This is a genomic window from Mycobacterium florentinum (assembly GCF_010730355.1).
Taxonomy (GTDB): domain Bacteria; phylum Actinomycetota; class Actinomycetes; order Mycobacteriales; family Mycobacteriaceae; genus Mycobacterium; species Mycobacterium florentinum.
Genome location: NZ_AP022576.1, coordinates 4,587,180 through 4,609,693 on the forward strand (window position 1 = coordinate 4,587,180; position 22,514 = coordinate 4,609,693).

25 protein-coding genes and 1 riboswitch are annotated in these 22,514 nt (G+C 66.6%); of the genes, 11 read left to right on the plus strand and 14 right to left on the minus strand.

Annotated features, from left to right (window positions below):
* Positions 1 to 5: 5 nt before the first annotated feature.
* Entirely contained in the window at positions 6 to 2,150 is a 2,145-nt protein-coding gene (locus tag G6N55_RS21870; RefSeq protein ID WP_085223881.1) for a 3-hydroxyacyl-CoA dehydrogenase NAD-binding domain-containing protein, read from the plus strand.
* An 80-nt stretch (positions 2,151 to 2,230) separates the two neighbouring features.
* A complete protein-coding gene (locus G6N55_RS21875) occupies positions 2,231 to 2,866 on the plus strand; it encodes a DUF3159 domain-containing protein (RefSeq protein ID WP_085224014.1) in 636 nt (211 codons plus the stop codon).
* A 125-nt stretch (positions 2,867 to 2,991) separates the two neighbouring features.
* On the opposite strand, the gene G6N55_RS21880 is transcribed toward G6N55_RS21875, so the two are convergent.
* On the minus strand, positions 2,992 to 3,849 hold the full coding sequence (locus G6N55_RS21880; RefSeq protein WP_085223883.1) for an LLM class F420-dependent oxidoreductase: 858 nt from the start codon (positions 3,847 to 3,849) through the stop codon (positions 2,992 to 2,994).
* 53 nt (positions 3,850 to 3,902) lie between these two features.
* Positions 3,903 to 5,105: an FAD-dependent monooxygenase gene (locus tag G6N55_RS21885; RefSeq protein WP_085223885.1), complete on the minus strand. Its 1,203-nt coding sequence runs from the start codon at positions 5,103 to 5,105 to the stop codon at positions 3,903 to 3,905.
* A 70-nt stretch (positions 5,106 to 5,175) separates the two neighbouring features.
* On the opposite strand from G6N55_RS21885, the gene G6N55_RS21890 reads away from it, so the two are divergent.
* On the plus strand, positions 5,176 to 5,712 hold the full coding sequence (locus tag G6N55_RS21890; RefSeq protein ID WP_085223887.1) for a TetR/AcrR family transcriptional regulator: 537 nt from the start codon (positions 5,176 to 5,178) through the stop codon (positions 5,710 to 5,712).
* A gap of 7 nt (positions 5,713 to 5,719) precedes the next feature.
* On the opposite strand, the gene G6N55_RS21895 is transcribed toward G6N55_RS21890, so the two are convergent.
* The gene (locus tag G6N55_RS21895; protein WP_085223889.1) at positions 5,720 to 5,950 is read right to left on the minus strand and encodes a hypothetical protein; all 231 of its coding nucleotides are present in this window, start codon (positions 5,948 to 5,950) and stop codon (positions 5,720 to 5,722) included.
* Between the two features lie 120 nt (positions 5,951 to 6,070).
* On the opposite strand from G6N55_RS21895, the gene G6N55_RS21900 reads away from it, so the two are divergent.
* The gene (locus G6N55_RS21900) at positions 6,071 to 7,054 is read left to right on the plus strand and encodes an LLM class F420-dependent oxidoreductase (protein ID WP_085223891.1); all 984 of its coding nucleotides are present in this window, start codon (positions 6,071 to 6,073) and stop codon (positions 7,052 to 7,054) included.
* Here the strand turns inward: G6N55_RS21900 and G6N55_RS21905 are convergent.
* The 4 genes from G6N55_RS21905 to G6N55_RS21920 are packed head-to-tail and all read right to left on the minus strand — an operon-like array spanning position 7,051 to position 9,925.
* Complete coding sequence (locus G6N55_RS21905; protein ID WP_085223893.1) at positions 7,051 to 7,344, minus strand: putative quinol monooxygenase; 294 nt, start codon at positions 7,342 to 7,344, stop codon at positions 7,051 to 7,053. The two genes, G6N55_RS21900 and G6N55_RS21905, sit on opposite strands and share 4 nt — an antisense overlap.
* An 18-nt stretch (positions 7,345 to 7,362) precedes the next feature.
* Complete coding sequence (locus G6N55_RS21910; RefSeq protein ID WP_085223895.1) at positions 7,363 to 8,379, minus strand: ABC transporter substrate-binding protein; 1,017 nt, start codon at positions 8,377 to 8,379, stop codon at positions 7,363 to 7,365.
* A complete protein-coding gene (locus G6N55_RS21915) occupies positions 8,376 to 9,113 on the minus strand; it encodes an ABC transporter ATP-binding protein (protein WP_085223897.1) in 738 nt (245 codons plus the stop codon). The genes G6N55_RS21910 and G6N55_RS21915 overlap by 4 nt, the downstream gene beginning before the upstream one ends.
* The gene (locus tag G6N55_RS21920) at positions 9,110 to 9,925 is read right to left on the minus strand and encodes an ABC transporter permease (RefSeq protein ID WP_085223898.1); all 816 of its coding nucleotides are present in this window, start codon (positions 9,923 to 9,925) and stop codon (positions 9,110 to 9,112) included. The genes G6N55_RS21915 and G6N55_RS21920 overlap by 4 nt, the downstream gene beginning before the upstream one ends.
* 225 nt (positions 9,926 to 10,150) lie before the next feature.
* On the opposite strand from G6N55_RS21920, the gene G6N55_RS21925 reads away from it, so the two are divergent.
* Both G6N55_RS21925 and G6N55_RS21930 read left to right on the plus strand, forming a co-directional pair.
* On the plus strand, positions 10,151 to 10,564 hold the full coding sequence (locus tag G6N55_RS21925; protein ID WP_085223900.1) for a Zn-ribbon domain-containing OB-fold protein: 414 nt from the start codon (positions 10,151 to 10,153) through the stop codon (positions 10,562 to 10,564).
* Positions 10,565 to 10,579: 15 nt separating this feature from the next.
* Positions 10,580 to 11,725, plus strand: a complete 1,146-nt coding sequence (locus tag G6N55_RS21930; protein ID WP_085223902.1) for a thiolase family protein — start codon at positions 10,580 to 10,582, stop codon at positions 11,723 to 11,725.
* A 43-nt stretch (positions 11,726 to 11,768) separates the two neighbouring features.
* Here the strand turns inward: G6N55_RS21930 and G6N55_RS21935 are convergent, their stop codons facing one another.
* The 3 genes from G6N55_RS21935 to G6N55_RS21945 all read right to left on the minus strand — a co-directional run bounded on the left by G6N55_RS21935 (position 11,769) and on the right by G6N55_RS21945 (position 17,082).
* Positions 11,769 to 12,953, minus strand: a complete 1,185-nt coding sequence (locus G6N55_RS21935; RefSeq protein ID WP_085223904.1) for an FAD-binding domain — start codon at positions 12,951 to 12,953, stop codon at positions 11,769 to 11,771.
* 219 nt (positions 12,954 to 13,172) lie between these two features.
* Positions 13,173 to 14,822: a DNA repair helicase XPB gene (locus tag G6N55_RS21940; protein ID WP_085223906.1), complete on the minus strand. Its 1,650-nt coding sequence runs from the start codon at positions 14,820 to 14,822 to the stop codon at positions 13,173 to 13,175.
* 7 nt (positions 14,823 to 14,829) lie between these two features.
* Entirely contained in the window at positions 14,830 to 17,082 is a 2,253-nt protein-coding gene (locus G6N55_RS21945; RefSeq protein ID WP_085223908.1) for a helicase-associated domain-containing protein, read from the minus strand.
* A gap of 137 nt (positions 17,083 to 17,219) precedes the next feature.
* Here G6N55_RS21945 and G6N55_RS21950 point away from each other — a divergent pair, with 137 nt between their 5' ends.
* Genes G6N55_RS21950 through G6N55_RS21965 form a run of 4 tightly spaced genes read left to right on the plus strand, consistent with a single transcriptional unit; the run spans position 17,220 to position 18,864 of the window.
* Positions 17,220 to 17,420 carry a hypothetical protein gene (locus tag G6N55_RS21950; protein WP_096291359.1) on the plus strand — a complete coding sequence of 67 codons (201 nt, stop codon included), beginning with the start codon at positions 17,220 to 17,222 and terminating at the stop codon, positions 17,418 to 17,420.
* Positions 17,421 to 17,432: 12 nt separating this feature from the next.
* The gene (moaC, locus tag G6N55_RS21955) at positions 17,433 to 17,960 is read left to right on the plus strand and encodes a cyclic pyranopterin monophosphate synthase MoaC (RefSeq protein WP_264001811.1); all 528 of its coding nucleotides are present in this window, start codon (positions 17,433 to 17,435) and stop codon (positions 17,958 to 17,960) included.
* On the plus strand, positions 17,960 to 18,442 hold the full coding sequence (locus tag G6N55_RS21960) for a MogA/MoaB family molybdenum cofactor biosynthesis protein (RefSeq protein WP_085223911.1): 483 nt from the start codon (positions 17,960 to 17,962) through the stop codon (positions 18,440 to 18,442). The genes moaC and G6N55_RS21960 overlap by 1 nt, the downstream gene beginning before the upstream one ends.
* Positions 18,439 to 18,864, plus strand: coding sequence for a molybdenum cofactor biosynthesis protein MoaE (locus G6N55_RS21965; RefSeq protein ID WP_085223913.1), 426 nt, complete (start codon positions 18,439 to 18,441; stop codon positions 18,862 to 18,864). The genes G6N55_RS21960 and G6N55_RS21965 overlap by 4 nt, the downstream gene beginning before the upstream one ends.
* A gap of 30 nt (positions 18,865 to 18,894) precedes the next feature.
* Here the strand turns inward: G6N55_RS21965 and G6N55_RS21970 are convergent, their stop codons facing one another.
* The 4 genes from G6N55_RS21970 to G6N55_RS21985 all read right to left on the minus strand — a co-directional run bounded on the left by G6N55_RS21970 (position 18,895) and on the right by G6N55_RS21985 (position 21,880).
* Positions 18,895 to 19,686 (minus strand): transglycosylase family protein, encoded by a 792-nt coding sequence (locus G6N55_RS21970; protein ID WP_163667449.1) that lies wholly within the window; start codon positions 19,684 to 19,686, stop codon positions 18,895 to 18,897.
* An 11-nt stretch (positions 19,687 to 19,697) separates the two neighbouring features.
* Positions 19,698 to 19,917, minus strand: a riboswitch (cyclic di-AMP (ydaO/yuaA leader).
* 208 nt (positions 19,918 to 20,125) lie between these two features.
* The gene (locus G6N55_RS21975; RefSeq protein WP_085221885.1) at positions 20,126 to 20,404 is read right to left on the minus strand and encodes a MoaD/ThiS family protein; all 279 of its coding nucleotides are present in this window, start codon (positions 20,402 to 20,404) and stop codon (positions 20,126 to 20,128) included.
* Complete coding sequence (gene moaA / locus G6N55_RS21980) at positions 20,397 to 21,479, minus strand: GTP 3',8-cyclase MoaA (protein ID WP_085221886.1); 1,083 nt, start codon at positions 21,477 to 21,479, stop codon at positions 20,397 to 20,399. The genes G6N55_RS21975 and moaA overlap by 8 nt, the downstream gene beginning before the upstream one ends.
* Positions 21,476 to 21,880, minus strand: a complete 405-nt coding sequence (locus G6N55_RS21985; RefSeq protein ID WP_085221887.1) for a YccF domain-containing protein — start codon at positions 21,878 to 21,880, stop codon at positions 21,476 to 21,478. Before G6N55_RS21985 ends, moaA begins: the two co-directional genes overlap by 4 nt.
* Positions 21,881 to 22,045: 165 nt before the next feature.
* Here G6N55_RS21985 and G6N55_RS21990 point away from each other — a divergent pair, with 165 nt between their 5' ends.
* Positions 22,046 to 22,456: a cold-shock protein gene (locus G6N55_RS21990; protein WP_085221888.1), complete on the plus strand. Its 411-nt coding sequence runs from the start codon at positions 22,046 to 22,048 to the stop codon at positions 22,454 to 22,456.
* Positions 22,457 to 22,514 lie beyond the last annotated feature (58 nt).

A 22,514-nucleotide genomic window follows, 5' to 3' on the forward strand; every position in this document is an offset into this window, starting at 1 on the left:
AGAGCATGCCAGAGAACACCATTCAGTGGGACAAGGACGCCGACGGCATCGTCACCCTGACGCTTGACGACCCCACCGGGTCAGCCAACGTGATGAACGAGCACTACGCCGATTCCATGCACAAGGCCGTCGAACGCCTTGTCGCCGAAAAAGATTCGATCACCGGTGTGGTGATCACCAGCGCGAAGAAGACCTTCTTCGCCGGCGGTGACCTGAAGAGCATGATCAACCTCGGGCCCGAGGACGCCGGCGAGGCATTCGACACGGTCGAGGCGGTCAAGCGCGACCTGCGGGCACTGGAGACCCTCGGCAAGCCGGTCGTGGCCGCTATCAACGGCGCCGCACTCGGCGGCGGCCTGGAGATCGCGCTCGCGTGTCATCACCGGATCGCGGCCGACGTCAAGGGAAGTCAGCTCGGATTGCCCGAAGTGACGCTGGGGCTGTTGCCCGGTGGTGGTGGGGTGACCCGCACCGTGCGGATGTTCGGCATCCAGAACGCGTTCATGAACATTCTGTCGCAGGGCACCCGGTTCAAGCCGGCGCAAGCCAAGGAGAACGGACTCGTCGACGAGTTGCTCGGCTCGGTCGAGGAGTTGGTGCCCGCTGCCAAGGCATGGATCAAGGCCAACCCCGATGCCCACACCCAGCCGTGGGATGTCAAGGGATACAAGATGCCTGGCGGGACACCGTCCAGCCCGGCGCTGGCCGCCATCCTGCCGTCGTTCCCGGCCCTGTTGCGCAAGCAGCTGAAGGGTGCGCCGATGCCGGCGCCGCGGGCCATCCTGGCCGCCGCCATCGAAGGCGCCCAGGTGGACTTCGACACGGCCAGCCGCATCGAGAGCCGCTACTTTGCGGAGCTCGTCACCGGTCAGGTCGCCAAGAACATGATCCAGGCGTTCTTCTTCGACCTGCAGTACATCAACTCCGGGGGCTCCCGTCCCGACGGCATCGAGCCGGTCAAGATCAACAAGATCGGTGTGCTGGGCGCGGGCATGATGGGCGCCGGCATCGCGTACGTCTCGGCCAAGGCCGGCTACGACGTGGTGCTCAAGGACGTCAGCCTCGAGGCCGCCGAAAAGGGCAAGAACTACTCGGAAAAGCTTGAGGCCAAAGCACTTCAGCGGGGCAAGACCACCGAGGAGAAGAGCAAGGCCCTGCTGGCCCGCATCACGCCGTCCGCCGACCCCGCCGACTTCAAGGGCGTCGACTTCGTGATCGAGGCCGTCTTCGAGAACCAGGACCTCAAGCACAAGGTGTTCCAGGAGATCGAGGACGTCGTCGAACCCAACGCGCTGCTGGGGTCGAACACCTCGACGCTGCCGATCACCGGTCTGGCGACCGGCGTGAAGCGGCAAGAGGACTTCATCGGGATCCACTTCTTCTCACCGGTCGACAAGATGCCGCTGGTCGAAATCATCAAGGGCGAGAAGACTTCTGACGAAGCGCTGGCCCGGGTGTTCGACTACACACTGGCGATCGGCAAGACCCCGATCGTCGTCAACGACAGCCGTGGCTTCTTCACCAGCCGTGTGATCGGCACGTTCGTGAACGAGGCGCTCGCGATGCTGGGCGAGGGCGTGGAGCCCGCCAGCATCGAGCACGCCGGTTCGCAGGCCGGTTACCCGGCGCCGCCGCTGCAGCTGTCCGACGAGCTCAATCTGGAGCTGATGCACAAGATCGCCGTCGCCAGCCGCAAGGGCGTCGAGGACGCGGGCGGCAAGTACGAGCCGCACCCCGCCGAGGCGGTCGTCGAGAAGATGATCGAACTCGGCCGGCCCAGCCGGCTCAAGGGCGCGGGCTTCTATGAGTACGAGGACGGCAAGCGCACCCGCCTGTGGCCGGGCCTGCGCGAGACGTTCAAGTCCGGCTCGTCGCAGCCGCCGCTGCAGGACATGATCGACCGGATGTTGTTCGCCGAGGCACTGGAAACCCAGAAGTGCCTTGACGAGAACGTGCTGACGTCGACCGCCGACGCCAACATCGGATCGATCATGGGAATCGGCTTCCCGCCGTACACCGGTGGAAGCGCGCAGTTCATCGTCGGCTACTCCGGTGCGGGCGGTACGGGCAAGGAAGCCTTCGTGGCCCGGGCGCGTGAGCTGGCGGCTAAGTACGGCGACCGCTTCCTGCCGCCGGAGTCTTTGACCTAGGCGAGATTTGCTGCTTTAGCGCGTGATCTCAGCTACCCTCCGGTTGGGGGTTTGGCACCACCCGACCGGAGAGTATGCAGATGCCCAACGTCGCCGACGGGAATGAACCAGCGCCGGCTCGCCAGCCCGGTGTGCTGGAGCGGATCGGTCAGAGCCCGATCGCGGGTTTTGCCCCGTGGATCATTTACGGCGTAGTCGCCAGCGGTAAGAGCACCTGGCTCTACGGTGCGCTCGCGGCCGCCATCGCCGCGATCATCTTGGCGGGTCCGTCGATCGTTCGCGGCAGCCACAAGGTTCTCGACCTGGTGACGATCGCGTTCTTCGTGGGACTGGCGATCGCCGGCGTCGTGACGGGGGCCAAGAACGACGACTGGATGGACACCTGGTCGGCCACGCTCTCGAGCGGGATTCTTGCGGCAGTCGCGTTGGGCTCGTTGGCTTTTGTGCCCTTCACCGAGCAATACGCCCGCGAGTCCACCCCGCGCGAGGTCTGGGATCACCCCGCATTCAAACGCACCAACCGGGTGCTGACGTTGGTCTGGGGTTTGACCTTCGCGGCCAACTCGGTGCTGGCGTTCATTTCGGTGAAGTTCCCGGATACCGGCGACTGGACCGCGTGGGTCATCCCCACCGCGCTACTGGTCACCGCGTTCAAAATCACCGCGAGCTACCCGGAACGGGTGCGGGCACAGCAGGCGGCGGGCGGCGAGACCTAGCGGGCGTCAGCGCCGTGGGCCGTCGCCGCACCCCTGCGCCCCTGCGCCGAGACTTAAACCATGGCGATGCCGTACGGCGTGTCTTCGCAATGGTTTAAGTGTCGCGGATTGAACCTCAAACAGCGCTACAACGCGGCGGCGATCCGGCGCCACTCCTCGCGGGGGAAGGCCTGCGGGTCGGGCAGCAGCACCTGGACGCACACGTGATCGGCGCCGGCGGCACGGTGCTCGGCAACCCTGCGCAGGATGGCGGCCTCATCGCCCCACGCGATGATCGCGTCGACGAGCCGGTCGCTCACCTGTGTGACATCCTCTTCGGAGAACCCGCTGCGCAGCAGGTTATTGGCGTAGTTGGGCAACGCCAAATAAGAACGCAGCCAATCCTTTCCGATGCGCCGTGCCTCCTCGGCATCCGCAGTGAGGATCACGCTCTGCTCGGGCAGCAGCAACGGACCCTCGCCCAAAGTCGCACGCGCAGAAGCGGTGTGCTCTGGCGTGACCAGGTAAGGGTGTGCCCCACGGGCCCGTGTCGCCGACAACGTCAGCATCTTCGGACCGAGCGCGGCCAGCACCCGGTTGTCGGCGGGAACCGGCTGTGGCGCGGCGTCCAGTCCGTCCAGGAACGCGGCCGTCGCGGCCAGCGGTTTGCGGTATCGTCCCGGCTCGCCGTCATCGATCAGCGGTGCATGGCTCACGCCGATCCCCAGCAGGAAGCGCTCCCCGTGCTCGGCGGTCAGGGCGGCGTAGCTTGCGGCGACGTCGCCCGGCGCATGCATCCACAGGTTCAGGATCCCGGTGGCGATGACCGTGCGACTGGTGGCACTCAGCAGGCGGCCGACCGCGTCGAACACCTGCCCGCCGACGTCCGGGATCCACAGCGCCGTAAAGCCAAGCTCATCCAATTCAGCTGCAGCATCGGCGGATTCGGCTGGATCGCCGTAACGAAGTTGGCTGCTCCACACCCCAACACCGGCAAGCTCCATCGCAGATCGTTTCCTTTCGTGGCGGGCGATTCTGGTCGCTGCCGCCATTGGCGTCAAACGACGGCGTACTCCTTATACTGCATCGAGTCGTACAGACGGGCACCGTTGGTGTTCATCTTGGCGATGGCCCTGCTGAGTCCGGCGGGCAGCACCGAGATCAGCTGTGCGGCGCGGGTCAGCCCCCACACTCCGGCCCGCGAGCCCGGGACGATGGTTTTGGCGGCCGTGCGGGCAAAAGCGCGACTACGACGGACGGCGTCGGCCATCGCCCTTTCGTAGGATGCAAACGCGCGCGGGTAATCGCCTTTGGCTTCTGCCAATTCGCCCGCCAGCACGTAGGCACCTATCACCGCGAGGCTGGTGCTGCCGCCGACCGCCGGCCCGGGGCAGTACCCCGCGTCGCCCACCAATGCGACCCGTCCACGAGACCACGTGTCCAACTCCAGCTGGATGATCGAGTCGAAGTAGAAGGTCGGTGCGCGGTCGAGCTCTGCAACCCAACTGTCCACCGCCGGATTCATCCCGGCGAATCTTGTCCGCAGTAAATCCTTCTGCGCCAGGACATCTCGGTAGTGGAATTGCAGTTCCTCCTTGCTGCGGAACATGAACAACGCACGCGCATCATCCAGGGGTTGCGCGGTGTAGATCCCCGCCATCCGGCCGACGCTCATGTGTACGACCATTTTTCCGTTGCGGGCAAGCGATTTCGGCACCGATTCCACCGCCAGGTAGCCCCCGAGGAACCGGGTGCGCCCGGAGTCCTCGCCGAAGACCAGGCGGCGCACGTTGGAGTGCAGACCGTCGGCGCCGATGACGACATCGAATGTGCGTGGCGCGTTGCGCTCGAACGTGACGTCACCGTCGGGAGAGATGGACGTGATCGAGTCGCCGAACAGATACTCGACGTCGTCGCAGCCGGCGCGGTAGTACGCCTCGCTGAGATCGTCGCGCATGATCTCGACGTGCCGGTCGGATGACGCGCCGAAGACCTTGGTGAGATCGACGTGCGCTGGTCGCTCGACGCCCTGGCGATAGATGGTCAGCTCGTCCGTCCCCGTCGCGAGCGCCTCGATCTGCGGCAGCACGCCCATCTTTGCCGAGATTTCCATGGCCGGACGGAAGAGGTCGACGGCGTGGCCGCCGGTCTTGCGCAATTGGGGTGCGCGCTCGACGATCGTGACATCGAATCCGTGGCGGTTAAGCCAGTACGCCAATACGGGGCCCGAGATGCTCGCCCCCGAGATGAGAATCCGCATGCCGACCTCCTTGGACTTAGGTGACCCTAACATAGCACTTACCTATCGGTAAGTCAGCTAAAATTTTCGGGTGACGAGACCGCGCTCAGATACCCGCCGGCGCATCCAAGAGGTCGCCCGGGAGTTGTTCCTTCAGCAGGGCGTGCAGCGGACCAGCCTGCAGGACATCGCGGACCGGCTGGGGATCACCAAACCGGCGTTGTACTACCACTTCACCTCGCGCGAAGAACTGGTGCGCAGCATCGTGATGCCGTTGATCGAAGACGGCGAGCGGTTCGTCGCCGAGCAGGAAGGCCGACGCAACGTCGATGCCCGCGAATTGCTGGAGGGCTACTTCGATTTCCACTACCGGCACCGTCAGTACATCGTGCTGGTGCTCACCGAGTTGACGATGCTGGCCGACCTCGGCCTGATCGACAAGGTGCTGGCCTGGCGGGATCGGTTGGGCAAGTTGGTGTTTGGACGCAGACCCACGCTCGCGCAGTCCACCCGCGCGGTGGTGGCATTCGGCGGCCTGCAGGACTGCTGCCTGCAGTTTCCCGACACGCCGTATGAGGCGTTGCGTGCCACCTCGGTCGAAGCCGCGCTGGCCGCGCTGGGCGTGTGACGCTGGTTTAGGTTCCTGCCCCGCTCGCGGTGCTCTGGTCCTGGGCATTCTGCTGGAAGATGTCGCCGGAGGTCTGGCCGTTGTCGTTCACGAAGTTTTCATCGCCGTTGTCGACGTTGACGATGCGAGGGCCGGCCGCGATGGCCGCGGGCTCACCTGGTTGTCCGGCGCTGAACAGTGCGAGTGCCGCGACGGTTGCCGCCCCGGCCAATGTCACCTGCATGATCTTGTTTGCCATGCATTCATTTACCGCCTTGTCGCCAGGTGCAGGCTGGGTCGCTCATATCGATCTGCTGTGAGCGAACGACGTTTCCCAAGCCATTCCGGCTGGCCTCGTCGACAGCTAGAGTCGCTAACCATGCGCTTTGGTCTTTTCATTCCGCAGGGCTGGCGGATGGATCTGGTCGACATCGAACCCGAAAAGCACTGGGCGGTGATGCGCGATCTGGCCACCTACGCCGACAACGGCGCGTGGGACTCGCTGTGGGTCTATGACCACTTCCACACCGTGCCGATGCCGACGGGTGAGGCCACGCACGAGGCCTGGTCGCTGATGGCGGCCTACGCGGCGACCACGTCGCGGATCAAGCTCGGCCAAATGTGCACGGCGATGAGCTACCGCAATCCCGTCTACCTCGCCAAGGTCGCGGCGACCACGGACATCATCTCCGGCGGGCGCATCCAGATGGGCATCGGTGGCGGCTGGTACGAACATGAGTGGCGCGCCTACGGTTACGGATTCCCGTCGGCGGGGGTGCGGTTGGGCCGGCTGGACGAAGGTGTGCAGATCATGCGGGACGCCTGGCGCGACGGCAAGGTCAGCCTGGACGGCAAGCATTACCAGGTCGACGGTGCGATCGTCGAGCCGAAGCCGTTGCAGGACAACGGTATTCCGCTGTGGATCGCCGGCGGGGGTGAGAAGGTGACGCTGCGCATCGCGGCGCAGTACGCGCAGTACACCAATTTCACGCCGGAGCTCGAGGCCTTCAAGCACAAGTCGCAGGTGCTTGCCGAGCACTGCCGCAAGCTGGGCACCGACTTCGACGCCATCGTGCGCTCGGCCAACTTCAGCGCGATCGTCGGCACCTCCGACGCCGACGTCAACGACCGCAAGCAGCGGATCCGCGACCGGGTATCCCGCTACGTTCCCGAGGCGGTGGCCGACGCCATGCTCTCCGGCGGCTCGGAAGGTGCAACGGGCACAACGGAACAAGTCATCGAGCGGATCGCGAAGGTCCGCGACCTCGGTTGCGAATATGCGATCTGCTACTTCCCGGAAGCCGCCTACGACCGCTCCGGCATCGAATTGTTCGAACGGGAAGTGATTCCCGCCCTGAGCTAGACGTCGGTAAGCGTGAACCTCGTCTTGACCGGCGGCGCGGCCAGCAGCGGAGGCAGCTGCGTCACTTTGCCTTCGCCGGCGCGAAACGCGCGGTAGGCCTCGTCGGCGTCGATCGACTCCCACTCCTCGTAGATGATCCAGTGGGCTTCGTCGTCCGCGTCGGCCCAGACGTCGGTGTGCAGATTTCCCTCGAATGCCCGGGTGGTCTCCAGCGTCCGGCCCATCAGTTCACGCCCGGCGCCGACCTCTTCGGGCTTGAACCTCAGTTCCAGTAGCACGATGACCGTCATCGTCGTCTCCTCGTATTGTCACTGTGTGCCGCTCGCCGCGAGCACACCGTTGAACCTACGGTCGACCCACTTGACGAATTGCGGCGCCTCCGGAATCTGGTCGGCGGCCGCGAACAAATCGGCGAGACGTTGTTCGGCGGCGACCACCTTGTCGTCGAGGGGGACGGGCAGTCGCAGCAGGTGGCTCTGGGCGAGCTCGGCGATCTTGATGTCCAGGCCCACCGCCTTGGCGTACTTCTTCGCCCACTCCGACGGATTCTCGCGCGCCCATTGCGCCGCTCGCCGCAGGCGGACCAACAGATCCCCCAGCGCGGCGTTTCGCTTCGGATCCGTCAGCGCCCGCACGGAGGCGCTGCCGAACTGGTAGCCGTTTTCGGCCGTCCCGATATTGCGCACCTTCAGCGTCAGCGTGGCTTGCGACGTGTACGGCTCCCAGATGACCCAGGCGTCGCCCTGCCCGTTCGCGAATGCCGACAGCGCGTCGGCGGGCTGCAGGAAGACCAACCTCACGTCTTTGGGCTTCAGTCCCGTATCGGCCAGGTGTTCAAGCACATTGGCGTGTGCCGCGCTGCCCTTGGCCACCAGGATCGCTTTGCCCTTCAGGTCGGGGACCGAGGCGATCGGCGAATTGGTGCGCACCAGGATCTGCTCGCCGCTCTCGGCGCCGTCCCACACCGAGACCACCCGGGTTTTCGAATTGGCCGCGGCACCGAAGACCGGCGGGGTGTTGCCGGTGAGGGCGAAATCGATCTTGCCCGCCGTCAATGCCTCGATCTGAGGGGGCCCGGACGTGAACGTCGAGAACGCGATCTTGTACGGCAGATTGGTGAGTGCACCGGCGGCGCGCAACAGCGCTTCGGTGCCGCCCTTTTGGTCGCCGACCTGCAGGGTCACCCCGGAAAGCTCGGATACCGGAACGGGCGCCGGCACCGCGATCAATTGCGGCCCCGGCGACCGGGACACGCAGCCGGGTGTGCCGGCCACCAGTGCCAGCACCAGTGCGGCGCGAACGGCGATGCGGCGCTTGGTCGTCAAAGCCGAACGCCGAGCTTGTCGAGCAGGTCCGCGCGGTACTGGTCGTGCGCCGCGGTGCGCTCCGACGGGCTGGGGCGGGGGACTTCGATCTCGATGGAGTGGGCGACCCGGCCGTCTTCGAGGACCAACACCCGGTCGGCCAGTTCGATGGCCTCGTCGACGTCGTGCGTGACGAGCAGCACGCCGAACCCGTGATGGCGCCACAGCTCAAGCAGCAACGCGCGCATGGAAAGCCGGGTGAGCGCGTCCAGCGCCCCGAACGGCTCGTCGAGCAGCAGCAGCTGCGGCTCGGCCACCAGTGCCCGCGCCAGCGAAACTCGTTGTGCCTGACCGCCGGACAAGGTCAGCGGCCACGCCGAGGCATGGTCTACCAGCCCGATCTCGCCCAGGGCTCGCTCGGACCGGTCCCGGGCCGCGCCGGGTGAGAGGCCGGCGCGATTGAGGCCGTAGCGCACATTGGTCAACACGTCGCGCCACGGGAACAGGCGCGGCTCCTGGAAGGCCACCGCCGGTGCGCCGACGACCTCGCGATCACCGGTGTGGTCGGGGGAAAGCCCTGCCAGCACTCGTAATACGGTCGACTTGCCGCAGCCGCTGCGGCCCACCAACGCGACAATCTCGCGGGTGCGGATCTCGAGGGAGATGCCATCGAGGACCTTGCGGTTCCCATACCACTTGTCGATGTTGTTGAGCCTGCCGACGACCGCCGTCTGGCGCTCGGATGTCACTGTCATGTGCGATACCTCAGGGCTCGATGTTCCAGCGCTCGGACGATGGCATCGGTCCCGATGCCGAGCAGGGCGTAGATGACCAAGCAGAAGATGATGATGTCGATGCGCAAGAAGTCGCGGGCATTGTTGATCAAGAACCCAATGCCCTTGTCCGCGTTGATCTGTTCGGCGACGATCAGCGTCAGCCACGCGATTGCCAACGACTGCCGCAGCCCGACCAGCACCTGCGGCGCCGCGCTCGGCAAGATGATGGTGCGCAGTCGCTGCCAGAGCGAAAAGCCAAGCACATCAGCGGTTTCCAGCAGTTTCGGGTCGACCTGCTTGATCGCGGACACGGTATTGAGGTACAGCGGGAAACTGACGCCGAGCGCGACCAGCAGGACCTTCGGCAGCTCGCCGATGCCGAACCACAGGATGAACAGCGGAATCAAGCCCAGGTGCGGGAGTGCGCGCACCATCTGCAGGGGCGGGTCGACGGTCGCCTCGAACCAGCGCGACAACCCGACAATCACGCCCAGGGCAACGCCGATCACGCCACCGAGGAGCAGGCCTTCGGCCACACGCAGCCCGGACACCTCCAGGGCCTCGACGAGCTTCCCGTTGCGGATCAGCTGCAGGCCGGCGTCGAAGATCAGCTGCGGGGCCGGCAATACATCCTGAGGGATCAGGCCGGTGACGCTGAAAAGCTGCCACAAGCCCAACAGCACCAGCGGTGACGAGGTCCGGATGACGGCCCAGCGGCGCTGCTTGCGGGGCCTGGCGACCGCGGCTGGCGGCGCGGATCCGATGGTCGTCCGGGTGGGTGTGCTGACCATTGTTGGCAAAACCTCTGGGGGAGTAGGCAGGCGCGAACGGGTTACCGGCGGCATTGCCCTGTGTAAAACGGTAGGTGGGCTTGGCCAGGCCAGGAAGGATTTGGCTCCCGGTGACGGGAATGGGCAGACGGCGCTGGTGCGGTGAATGAGAATGCCGTTTCCACTTTTCGGAAAGCTGTTATACGGTTCAGTGAGCACTGTTCCCCGACCACGGAGGACCCCGCGATGCAGAAGGCACTCGCCCCCGAGATCTCGACCTGGCCCGACGAGAGCCCGCAACTGATCGGCAGTCGGTGCGGTGACTGCGGCGCCACCACCTTCCCGGTGCAACAGCGGTGCCCGCGGTGCAGCGGCGGAGCGATGAGCGACGTGCTGTTGCCGCGCAGCGGAACGCTGGTGGCCTGGACCACCCAGGGCTTCCCGCCCGGGGCCCCCTACGCCGGTCCTACCGGTAAAGACTTCGTGCCGTTCGGCGTGGGCCTGGTCCAGCTCGGTGATGTGATCCGCGTGGAGGGCCGGCTGACCGAGAACGACCCGGCCAAACTCCAGTTCGGCCAGGAGGTCGAGCTCACCATGGTGCCGTTCACCACCGACGCGGACGGCAACGAGATCATCACCTTCGCTTTCCAGCCGGTCTAGATAGAGGAGCCTGAGATGACGAACGACGTTGCCATCATCGGCGTGGGCCTGCACCCCTTCGGCAGGTTCGACAAGACCGCGATGCAGATGGGCGCCGAGGCCATCCAATCCGCCCTGACCGACGCCGGAGTCCAGTGGAAGGACATCCAGTTCGGCTTCGGCGGCAGTCACGAGGTGTCCAACCCGGACGCGGTGACCCGGCTGGTCGGGCTGACCGGCATCACCTTCACCAACGTCTTCAACGCCTGTGCCACCGCGGCCAGTGCCATTCAGCAGACCGCCGACACCATCCGGCTGGGCAAGTACGACATCGGCATCGCCATCGGCTTGGACAAGCACCCGCGCGGGGCGTTCACCGACGACCCGGCAAAGCTGGCGCTGCCGCAGTGGTACGCGCAGAACGGGCAGTTCGTCACCACCAAGTTCTTCGGGATGAAGGCCAACAAGTACCTGCACGACCACAACATCTCCCAGGAGACCCTGGCGCGGGTGGCCAACAAGAACTTCCGCAATGGCGCTCTGAATCCGAATGCCTTCCGGCGCAAGGAGATCTCCGTCGAGGAGATCCTCAACTCGACCGTGCTCAACTACCCGTTGACGCAGTACATGTTCTGCGCGCCCGACGAGGGCGCCGCGGCCGTCATCATGTGTCGCGCCGACATCGCGCACAAGTACACCGACAAGCCCGTGTACGTTCGCGCCTGCGAGATCCGCACCCGCACCTTCGGCGCGTACGAGGTGCATGCCACCTTCGCCCCGCTGGATGAGGACGTCTCGCCGACGGTGTACGCGTCCAAGGCGGCCTACGAAGCGGCGGGCATCGGGCCCGAGGACGTCGACGTCGCCCAGCTGCAGGACACCGACGCCGGCAACGAGGTCATCCACATGGCCGAGACGGGACTGTGCGCCGACGGTGAGCAGGAGAAGCTGCTGGCCGACGGCGCGACCGAGATCCACGGCTCTATGCCGGTGAACACCGACGGCGGGTTGATCGCCAACGGTGAGCCGATCGGCGCGTCGGGGCTGCGGCAGATGCACGAGCTGGTGCGTCAGCTGCGCGGCGAGGCGGGCGACCGTCAGGTGCCCGGCAACCCGCGGGTCGGTCTGGCGCAGGTGTACGGCGCTCCGGGCACCGCGTCGGCGACGATCCTGTCGCTCTAAACACAGGTCCCGCAACCCTTTTAGGGCTAATTCTGCGGCCTGGCTATGCAGCGTATTCGGGAAACGTGATGTCGTCGCGGAATTCGCTGCGGACGACCCACTGGGCCAGCCGCGGGATGTTCAGCAGTCTGGATGCCTGATTGCGGGTCCACAGGCCCAACGCCGTCTTGGGTGCGAACATCGAGGCGAACCCGCGCGCCGACCGCTGTCTGGCCTCGACGATCGGGCGCAGCTGCTGTTCATAGCGACGAAACGCATCCTGGTGATCGGGCCCGGCGCGATTGAGTTCGCCGGCCAATACGTAGGCCTGCACCATCGCCAGGCCCGCCCCCTCGCCCGCCAACAGAGAGACCGCAGCCGCGGCATCGCCGATCAGCGCTACCCGTCCGTCCGACCAACGGTCCATGACGATTTGGCTCGCTCGGTCGAAGTACACATCGGGGGCGCCATCGAGTCTGCGTAGGATCTCCGGGCATTCCCAGCCCGCGTCTCCGAAAACCTGGTGCAGGACCGTCTTGACCTGCGACACATCCCGTGGATCTGCCTCGCCCATCCGGTCAGCGGTGAAAACGAAGAGAAACAAGGTCTTTTCGTCATCCATGGCGAATCGTGCGATCATGCGCCCGGGCATCGTGTAGGCGAGATAGACGAGTTCGTCACGCGGCTGATAGCCCTCGGTTTCGAATGCCGCGACCCGGTAGCCGAGATCGGTTAAAAATTCAGATTCCGGGCCAAACGCCAAGTCCCGCACCGGCGAATGGATGCCCCCTGCGCCGATGAGCAGGTCGAATTGTCGTGATCCGCCGCGCTCGAGGGTGATCCGAACGCCCGAGTCATGTTGCGTGATAGCCGAAATGCTTTCACCGAAGAGAGTTTCGGTACGGTGCTCGATGGAGCGATAGATGATGGCCGCCAGATCGCCACGGGGAATGGTAACGAACCGGCCGTTGAGGTTCCCCCGGAACACCTCAGCCGAAAATCCCCCCACTCTTCGCGAATTGCGGTCCACGAGTCGCACTTCTTGTACCGCGTACCCCGTGGCGTGCAATTCGGCGGAGAGTCCCATGCGTTCGGCAACGGCATAACCTCCACCCCAGAAGTCCACGACATAGCCGCCGGTGCGGAGTCGTGGCGCCTTTTCGATCAGGGTTGGCTCGTGACCATATTGCGACAGCCAGTACGCGAGCGTTGGGCCGGCGATGCCAGCTCCGACGATGGCGACCTTCATGTTCCACCTCAGCGACCGACGGAGAGATGAGACTACTATAGCACTATCAAATAGTTGCACTAGGCAATATAGATGCCGATGACGAACGAGGGGCCGGTGTCGCCGCCGTCGCATGGCTCACGTCACTAGCGGAATGCGCTGACGTCTCCGCCCGCGAGATGGCCAAGGCCTACATCGGTGGAGTCGGCGCGGCTGCGGTAAGCCTCGGCGGCCTTGCTGTTAGATCGCCGGGCCCAAAAGGTCATCCGCGTCGCGGATGACGTAGCCGTAGCCCTGCTCGGCCAGGAACCGCTGCCGGTGTGCGGCGTATTCGGCGTCCAGGCTGTCGCGGGCGACCACGGAATAGAAGATGGCCCCGCCGCCGTCGGCCTTGGGCCGCAGCAGCCGGCCCAGCCGTTGCGCCTCCTCCTGGCGTGAGCCGAACGTGCCCGAAACCTGTACCGCCACTGAGGCTTCCGGCAAGTCGATGGAGAAGTTGGCGACCTTGGACACCACCAGCGTCGAAATCTCGCCGGTGCGGAAGGCGTCGAACAACGCCTCGCGTTCCTTGGTCTTGGTGGAGCCCTGAATCACCGGGGCATTCAGCTCGGCACCGAGCTCGTCGAGCTGATCGAGATAGGCGCCGATCACCAGGGTCTGCTCGCCGGGATGCTTGGCCAGAATCGACTTGACCACAGCGATTTTGGTGTGCACCGTCGAGCACAGCTTGTAGCGCTCTTCGGGTTCGGAGGTGGCGTAGATCATTCGCTCGTTGTCGGTCATCGTGACCCGGACCTCGACACACTCTGCCGGGGCGATCCAGCCCTGCGCCTCGATGTCCTTCCACGGGGCGTCATATCGCTTCGGGCCGATCAAGGAGAACACGTCACCCTCGCGGCCGTCTTCGCGGATCAGCGTGGCGGTCAGGCCGAGCCGCCGCTTGGACTGCAGGTCGGCGGTCATCCGGAACACGGGTGCGGGCAACAGGTGCACCTCGTCGTAGACGATCAGTCCCCAGTCCCGGCTGTCGAAGAGCTCCAGATGGCGGTACTCGCCCTTACTGCGGCGGGTGATCATCTGGTAGGTCGAGATGGTGACGGGGCGAATTTCCTTGCGCTCGCCCGAGTATTCGCCGATTTCCTCCTCGGTCAGCGAGGTGCGCGCGATGAGCTCGCGTTTCCATTGTCGGGCGGCGACGATGTTGGTGACCAGGATCAGCGTCGTCGCACTGGCTTTCGCCATCGCGGCCGCGCCGACCAGTGTCTTGCCGGCCCCGCACGGAAGCACCACCACCCCGGAGCCGCCGGCCCAGAACGAGTCCGTGGCAAGCCGCTGGTAATCACGAAGCTCCCAACCTTCTTGGTCCAGGCTGATCGGATGTGCTTCTCCATCCACATATCCGGCGAGATCCTCTGCGGGCCAACCGATCTTGAGCAGCATCTGCTTGACCCGGCCGCGCTCGCTGCCGTGCACGATGACGGTGTCGTCGTCGATCCGGGCGCCCAGCATCGGCGCGATCTTCTTGTTGCGCAGCACCTCCTCGAGCACCGCGCGATCCAGGCTCACCAGGGTCAGGCCATGCACCGGGCTCTTGACCAGTTGCAGCCGGCCGTACCGGGCCATGGTGTCGACGATGTCGACCAGCAACGGCTGCGGCACCGCGTAGCGCGAGAAACTGACCAGCGCGTCGACGACCTGCTCGGCGTCATGGCCCGCGGCGCGGGCGTTCCACAGCGCCAGGGGCGTGACGCGATAGGTGTGCACGTGTTCGGGTGCGCGTTCGAGCTCGGCGAACGGCGCGATGGCGGCGCGCGCCGCGTCGGCCAGCTCGTGGTCCACTTCCAGCAGCACGGTCTTGTCGGACTGCACGATCAACGGTCCGTCGGTCATATCGCCATTATCCGTTGTCCGCCGACACGACCGACGTGATGCGGTGGATTGCGAAGTCGCGCAGCCGTCCCAACGCCGAATCAAACGCCACCAACTGCCCGCCTCGCACGGCGACCGGCGACACCATCCGTTGGCTGGCCACGCCCGCGGCATCGAGGTAGCCGATCACCAGCGTGTCCTGATTCTTCGCCGCGTCGGCCAGCAGCGACATCGCGATCGCCGGGTCGACGCGGCTACTGCCGAACGGTGCGGTGGTCACCTTGCGCAGTACCGACACCACCGCGTTGAGCGTCTCGGGGTGTGGCCGCGGCGACGGGCAGTAGGGCCGGCGCTGCTGGGGCGTGGGCACCCGCGACCGACGCGGGCGGACGTCGACGATGGCGCCGGTGGAATCCTCGGCGGCCGGGGCGAAACCCGCGGCCCGCAGTGCGGCGAGCATCTCGGCGATCGGTGCCGGGGACACCGCGACTGTCGGGGCCAGGGCCCGTAGCTGCAGGTCCTCGCCCGCCGCGACGGCCTGGGCCAGCAGCGCCGGGTCTTCGCAGCGCACGAACGACGCGGCCATGCCGATGCGTAGTTGGCCGTGGCGGCGCGCAACGTCGTCGATGAGGTACGTGAGTCCTTGCGGCACAGGCGTTTTAGAGTGGTCAGCGAAAAATGTGTGCATCCAGTCGCGGGTCTTGCCGACGTCGAGCGCGTGCCGGATCGACTGCTCGCTGATGCGGTACACCATCGCCGCTCCGGCGGATTCGACTTTGGCCACCGTCGCCAGTTCGTCGGCTAGATCGCGTTGCAGCGGCCCGGGCACCACGACGGTCAGGTCGGCCTGCATCAGGAAGTGGTCGATGGGTTTGGGCAGTGCCCGCGCCATGGCGTCGACCGTGGCGGAGAAGTCGACGGTTTCGGTCAGCAGTGCGCGCCCGGGTGTGCTGATCGCGCCGCGGCCCACCAAGCCCAGCGCGTGGCTCTCGGCCAGCAGATCGGCCATCGGCCCGGGCTGCAGGCGCCGGGTCCAGCGTGGGCGCCGCCAGATCAGCGCCGCCGACGCCGTCGTCGCATCGACGCCGGCGCCCTCGGGCAGGTCGGCGAGCATACCCAGCAGCAACCGCCGGTCCATCGGGGCCGCCGTCGAGTACAACGAATCCGACAGGGCCGCATAGGGTTTGCCGTCAGGGCCGCGGCCACCGATCAGCGCCGGGCGGCCCGGAAGGTCGAGCCAGGCGCTGGCCAGCAGGTGCCAACGCTCGGCCGCGGGCATCGCGGTGAAGCGGTCGGCGGCCACCGTCGGTGCCCAATACGGGCCGTCGGCGTCCTCCGGTTCCGGATCGGGCGTGCCGTTGGCGATCAGCCCGGCCGCGGCCGCTACCTCGAGCACCAGGCCCAGCCGAACCTCGTCGATGCCGGTTGCTTTGGCCAACCGCTTGACTTCGCGAACTCCCAGACCGCCGCTGCGCAATTCGGAAACCGGTGTGGTGCCAAGGTTTTCCAGGAGTACGTCGAATTCGCGCAGCAGGTCGATGACGGCTCCGGCCGCCGCGGCGTCGACGTCGCTGGATGTGGTGTTCGACACCACCGGATCGGGTTCGGTCAGCTGCATCGGGCCGGGCTGCTCGCCGCGCAGCACCTGCGAGACGTGGCGGGGCAAGATCACCGTCTCGGCGTCGACCCTTCGCAGCAGGCCCATCGCCAACAGCTGCGGCACCGGCCGATCCGCAGGCGCGCCGGGGGCGGCGTCGCGGGTGCGCCCCATCGGAGATCCTTCGAGCAGCTTGTCGAGCACTTCCCGCTGCGCTGGGGTGAGCCCGTCGATCAGCTCCGAAATTTGTGCGCCGGTGCGTGACGAGTCCTCGAGCGTCACCTGTCCGGGATGCCAGGGCAGCGCCATGCCGGCGTCGGCGGCGAGCCGCGTCGCGGCGTCGCCCCAGACCAGCGCGCGCTGCCGCAGATCGTCCAGCGCGTCGATCACATCGGCCTCCGGAGCCCGGTCGCCGATGAGCGCCAGCAGCTTCGCCGTCGGCACCGGCGCGGTGTCCGCATGCAGCACTAGCAGTGCGTCGAGCACCGCCAGCCGCAGGAAGTCGAGCTCGTCGGTGGCAGCCTTGACCGACTGGCGGGCCCCGGCGCGCGCGGCCAGGGCCGCGATATTGCCGGGTGGCGGCTGGGCAAGGTCCGGCCGTAGTTCCAGCAGTTGGATCAGCCGCTCGTCGGGCAAGTCGGCCAGCCAGGACCCCAGCGGGATATCCGGGGTGTTGTCGGTCATTGCTGACCAGCGTAAAGCAGCTTGCGGATCCTCCGGCGGCGGCGAGTGCGCACCAGCCCCGCCGGCGGTTGTGGGGAAGAACTCCTCCGTGGCGACTAGCGTCACGCGCGCGTGCGCGACCTGTCAGAATGGACGACGTGGCTGACATTGCTGAGGGCAAGGCGGGCAAAACAAGGTACGTCGACAACGGCTGGCCGACGACGGACCCCGACGACCATGCGGTAAGCGAACTGGTGACCGATCGCACCGGTGCGCTGTCGCCGTTCGGCGACCTGGTGTTCCCGGTGGAATCCGACCACCTGCCCTACGTCCACCCGGTCACGGTCATCAACCGGTAGGTATTGCCACCGATGGCCGGGGCACCCGGGCCGTCCAGACCCGCGCAGGTCCGGCAGTCGAAGGAATCCCAACCCGACGCGTTGTCGCACCTCGACGAGCGAGGTGCGGCACACATGGTCGATGTCACCGAAAAGGGAGTCACCAAACGCACCGCCGTTGCCGCGGGCGCCCTACGAACCTCGGCACACGTCGTCGCGCTGATCTCCAGCGGCGGGCTGCCCAAGGGCGACGCGTTGGCCACTGCCCGGGTGGCGGGCATTCTGGCGGCCAAGCGCACCAGCGATCTGATCCCGCTCTGCCACCAGCTCGCGCTCACCGGAGTGGACGTCGATTTCACCGTTGGCGAGTCGGATATCGAGATCGTCGCGACGGTGCGCAGCACCGACCGTACGGGTGTGGAAATGGAGGCGCTGACCGCCGTCAGCGTGGCCGCGCTTACGCTTTACGACATGATCAAGGCGGTTGACCCGGCGGCCCGTATCGATGACGTCCGTGTGCTCCGCAAGGAGGGTGGCAAGACCGGAAGTTGGGTCCGCTGATGAGCGCCCGCTCGGCACGCATCATCGTCGCCTCGACCCGGGCATCGGACGGTGTTTATACCGACAAGTGCGGTCCAATCATCGCTGAATGGCTTGAGCAGCACGGGTTTTTGGCTGCGGAACCGGAAGTGGTCGCCGACGGGGGCCCGGTCGGCGAGGCACTGCGCGGCGCGCTCGACGACGATGTCGACGTCATCCTCACCACGGGTGGCACCGGTATCTCGCCGACCGACAGCACGCCGGACCAGACGGTCGCGGTGGTCGACTACATGATTCCCGGCCTGGCCGACGCCATTCGGCACTCCGGGCTGCCCAAGGTTCCGACTTCGGTGCTGTCGCGCGGGGTGTGCGGGGTGGCCGGCCGAACCTTGATCGTCAACCTGCCGGGTTCACCCGGTGGCGTACGTGACGGGCTGGGAGTGCTTGCCGACGTGCTCGACCACGCTCTCGATCAGATCGCGGGCAAAGACCACGAGCGATGACGGTCGTCCTGCGCGCGGCGATCACCGGGCAGCCGATCTCGCTGGCCGAGCATGAAGAACTGGTAGGCCACCAGTCGGCCGGAGCCATCGTCGGGTTCGTCGGGATGATTCGCGATCACGATGGCGGCCGCCCGGTGCTGCGGCTGGAGTACTCCGCGCATCCGTCGGCCGCGCAGGTGATGGCCGACGTGGTGGCCGAGGTCACCGAGGCCTCCACGGGTGTGCGCGCGGTCGCGGCCAGCCACCGGATCGGGGCGCTGAAGATCGGCGAAGCGGCACTGGTGGCCGCGGTCGCGGCCGATCACCGACAGGAGGCGTTCGCCACCTGCTCCCGTCTGGTCGACACCATCAAGGCGCGGCTACCCGTCTGGAAGCACCAATTTTTCGACGACGGAACCGATGAATGGGTGGGTTCGGCCTAGCGCGTTGGATTCAGCGCCGGCCCGCCCGCGTCAGTTGACGGGGGCAGGCTGCGCCAGCGAGTCCAGGGCGTCGTTTCCGTTGACGTCTTCGCCGCGGATCGCTTCCCACAGTTTCTGCGTGTAGCCGACCTTGGTGGCCTGCTGCACGGCTTCCGCCGGAGGCGGAGCATCGGCGGGCGGCGCCGGGGGCAGAGCGTCGGCGGGCGGCGGAGCGTCGGCCGGAGGCATGGCGTCCGCCGGGGGCGGCGTCAGGTCCGCGGGCGGGGCGGGCGGCACATCCGCGGGGGGAGGTGCCGGTTGGTCGAAGGACGCCAGCTGCACGGGCGCGGGCGGGTCTGCGGGCGGGGGAGGAGCGTCCGGCGGGGGCGCGTCGGCCGGCGGCGGGGCCAGTGGTCCCGTGTCGCCGTTGAGTCCTGGAATGTCCAAGCCCGCGGGCGTCGGAAGGACCTCGCGCGGGGTGGGACCCGACAGCGGGCCACCGCACACCGGCCAGGCGCCACGGCCCTGCGTCGCCAGCACGCGCTCAGCGACGGCGATCTGCTGTTCCCGGGTGGCCAGTTCGGCCGACGGCGCGTACTCGCCGCCGCCGTGCGAGGCCCAGGTGCTGGCGTTGAACTGGACGCCGCCGTGGTAGCCGTTGCCGGTGTTGATACCCCAGTTGCCACCGGACTCGCAACGGGCTACCTGATCCCATTCGCTGTCGGTGGCCGCGGCCGCTTGACCAGCCAGGGCGATGCTGCCGCCACCAAGTACCGCCCCGGTAAAGGCGATCTTGGCGACGCTGATGTTGGATGTCGTGGGCTTGCGGTGACGTCCACTCATACGCGCCGGAAACTTCCTCTCGTGACGCGCCTGCGAGGTCAGCTGTCGGGTTCGGGTTCAAGAGGCCACCCGGCCTGCGTCGTCTCGAGTCATCTCGCAAGAGCCGACGCCGGCTTCACCCCAAGGAGTCGGACGCGACTCCGGGTCGATCACGGTGGACCGGTGGGTCCCCCGTCTCCATCCCTGAACGGTGTCCCCTGCCCACTGGATGGAGCTCGGCGCGATGGGCGAGGGAGGAACGCCAAACCGTGTACTTGGCGAGCCTCCGGAGACGGTAACCGGTTCTGTTGGGCCCGTCACTTTCTACGAAACGCGGCGTTTCCCGCACGGACATCTTTGAAAGCCGCAGGAGCACCTGCGGTTTGCGCAGGTCACTACAACCCGATATCGGGCCGTGGCCGGGCCGTTATCATTCCGTTACGTGAGCTATCTCACAAAATCAGCCGCCGGCGAAGGGCGGTAACACGTCAATCGTATTACCCGAGCGCAACGCTTTGGTTTCGTCGCGGACCGCGATGCCGTCGCAGAGATAAGAGCAGCGGTCCAACACGGTTGCAAGGCGGGTACCCGGAACGGCGAGTCTTTCAACCAACTCGGCCACCGTGGTGCCCTGGCGCAGCACCACCGTTTCGGAATCGGCTCCCGCCGCCGCACGCGCCGCGGCGAAGTAGCGGATCGTCACCTGGATGTCGTCGGTGTCGACAGGAAGCTCAGCCACCGATCGCGCTCATCGGGCGATCGGGCTGGATGAAGTTCGGGTCGTTGATCCCGTGGCCGGCGGGTTTGGCCCACATCGCGGTGCGCCAGGCCGCCTCGATCGCGTCGTCGCTCGCAGCGCCGCGCAGCAGGCTTCGCAGGTCGGTCTCGTCGGCGGAGAACAGGCAACTGCGGATCTGGCCGTCGGCCGTCAGTCGGGTGCGGTCGCACGTCCCGCAGAAGGCGTGCGACACCGAGGCGATGACGCCGAACTTTCCGGCCGGGGTATCAGGGCCGGTGTCGACCAGCCAAAGCTCGGCGGGCGCCGAACCGCGCGGCGTCGGATCCGGGCGCAACCGGAAGTGCGGCCGCAGCGCCTCCAGCACGTCGTCGGCCGTCAGCGCGGCATCCCGGCGCCACTGGTGCCCGGCATCCAGCGGCATCTGCTCGATGATGCGCAACTGGTAGCCGTGTTCGAGGCAGAACCTCAGCAGCTCAACCACATCCTCGCGCCCGGTGGCGGGATCGAGCACCGCGTTTACTTTGACCGGAGCCAGCCCGGCGGCCTTGGCGGCGGCGAGGCCGGCCACCACGTCGGCGAGCCGGTCGCGGCGGGTGATCGCCGCGAAACGATCCCGGTCCACGCTGTCCAGCGAGATGTTGACCCGGTCCAGCCCGGCCGCGACCAGCCCGGCCGCCCTTCGCGCCAGCCCGACTGCGTTGGTGGTCAGCGAGATCTCCGGGCGGGGCCGCAATCCGGCGGTCGCCGCGACCACCTCTTCGAGGTGGCGGGACAACAGCGGCTCACCGCCGGTGAACCGCACGCTGGTGACGCCGAGCCGGGTCACGGCGATGTGCATCAGCCTGGCCAGCTCCTCGGGCCGCAGCAACTGCTCGCCGGGCAGCCAGTCCAGGCCCTCGGCCGGCATGCAGTAACTGCACCGCAGGTTGCAGCGATCGGTCAGCGAGACGCGTAGGTCGGTCGCGGCCCTGCCGTAGGTGTCGAGCAGCGGCCCGTCCGTTGGCATTCCCGCGACGAGGGCTGCGCCGCTCGTCAGGCTCGGCACCACCGGCACACCCAGTGCGGTCAGCGTCATGCGCGCACCCGCGCAACTTGGGCCGCCGACCCGACCGGGACGATCTCCTTGCCGAGCGGCATCAGCGACACCGGAATCAGTTTGAGGTTGGCCAGCGCCAGCGGGATGCCGATGATCGTCACCGCCATGGCCGCCGCACTCACCAAATGACCGATCGCCAGGCGGATGCCGAACAGCAGCACCCAGAGGACATTTCCGATCAGGGCGCCGGCCCCGGCGGTCGGCTTGTCGACGATCGTCCGGCCGAATGGCCACAGCGTGTAGGAGGCGATGCGCAGCGCCGCGAACCCGAACGGAATCGTAATGATGAGCAAGAAGCTGATGAGCGCCGCAACGAAGTATCCGACGGCCATCCAGAGGCCGCCGAATACGAGCCAGATGATGTTCAGAATCAGGCGCATATCTCCTCCAGCAGTACTGCCAGCGTAGCGAGTAACAGGGAAACGGGGGTGCTGGCTGGGCAACCACCCGAGTAGGATCTGAATCCGCATCGCGTCCTGCACAGGCGGGGCGCTTCTTATGTTGTCCATTCCTAGTTATCTCCTTCAGACAAGCAGGTGAGACCAGTGCCGACCGGCAAGGTTAAGTGGTACGACGCCGAAAAAGGGTTCGGCTTCCTATCGCAGGAAGACGGCGAGGACGTGTACGTCCGCTCGTCGGCGTTGCCCGAGGGCGTTGAGGGGCTGAAGACAGGGCAGAAGGTGGAGTTCGGGTTGGCTTCTGGCCGGCGCGGACCGCAGGCGTTGAGTCTCAAGCTGATCGACCCGCCGCCCACCCTTGCCAAGACCCGGCGCGAGGCACCCGCTGTCGACCACAAGCACAGCCCCGACGAGCTGCACGGCATGGTCGAGGACATGATCACGCTGCTCGAGGGCACCGTGCAGCCCGAGCTGCGCAAGGGGCGCTACCCCGACCGCAAGGTGGCTCGTCGCGTTTCCGAAGTGGTCAAGGCCGTGGCCCGGGAGCTCGACGCCTAACGCTTGCCCGTGCGAGTACCCCGTCCGAGTTTGGGTACTCACTTCTCGCGACAGTCGT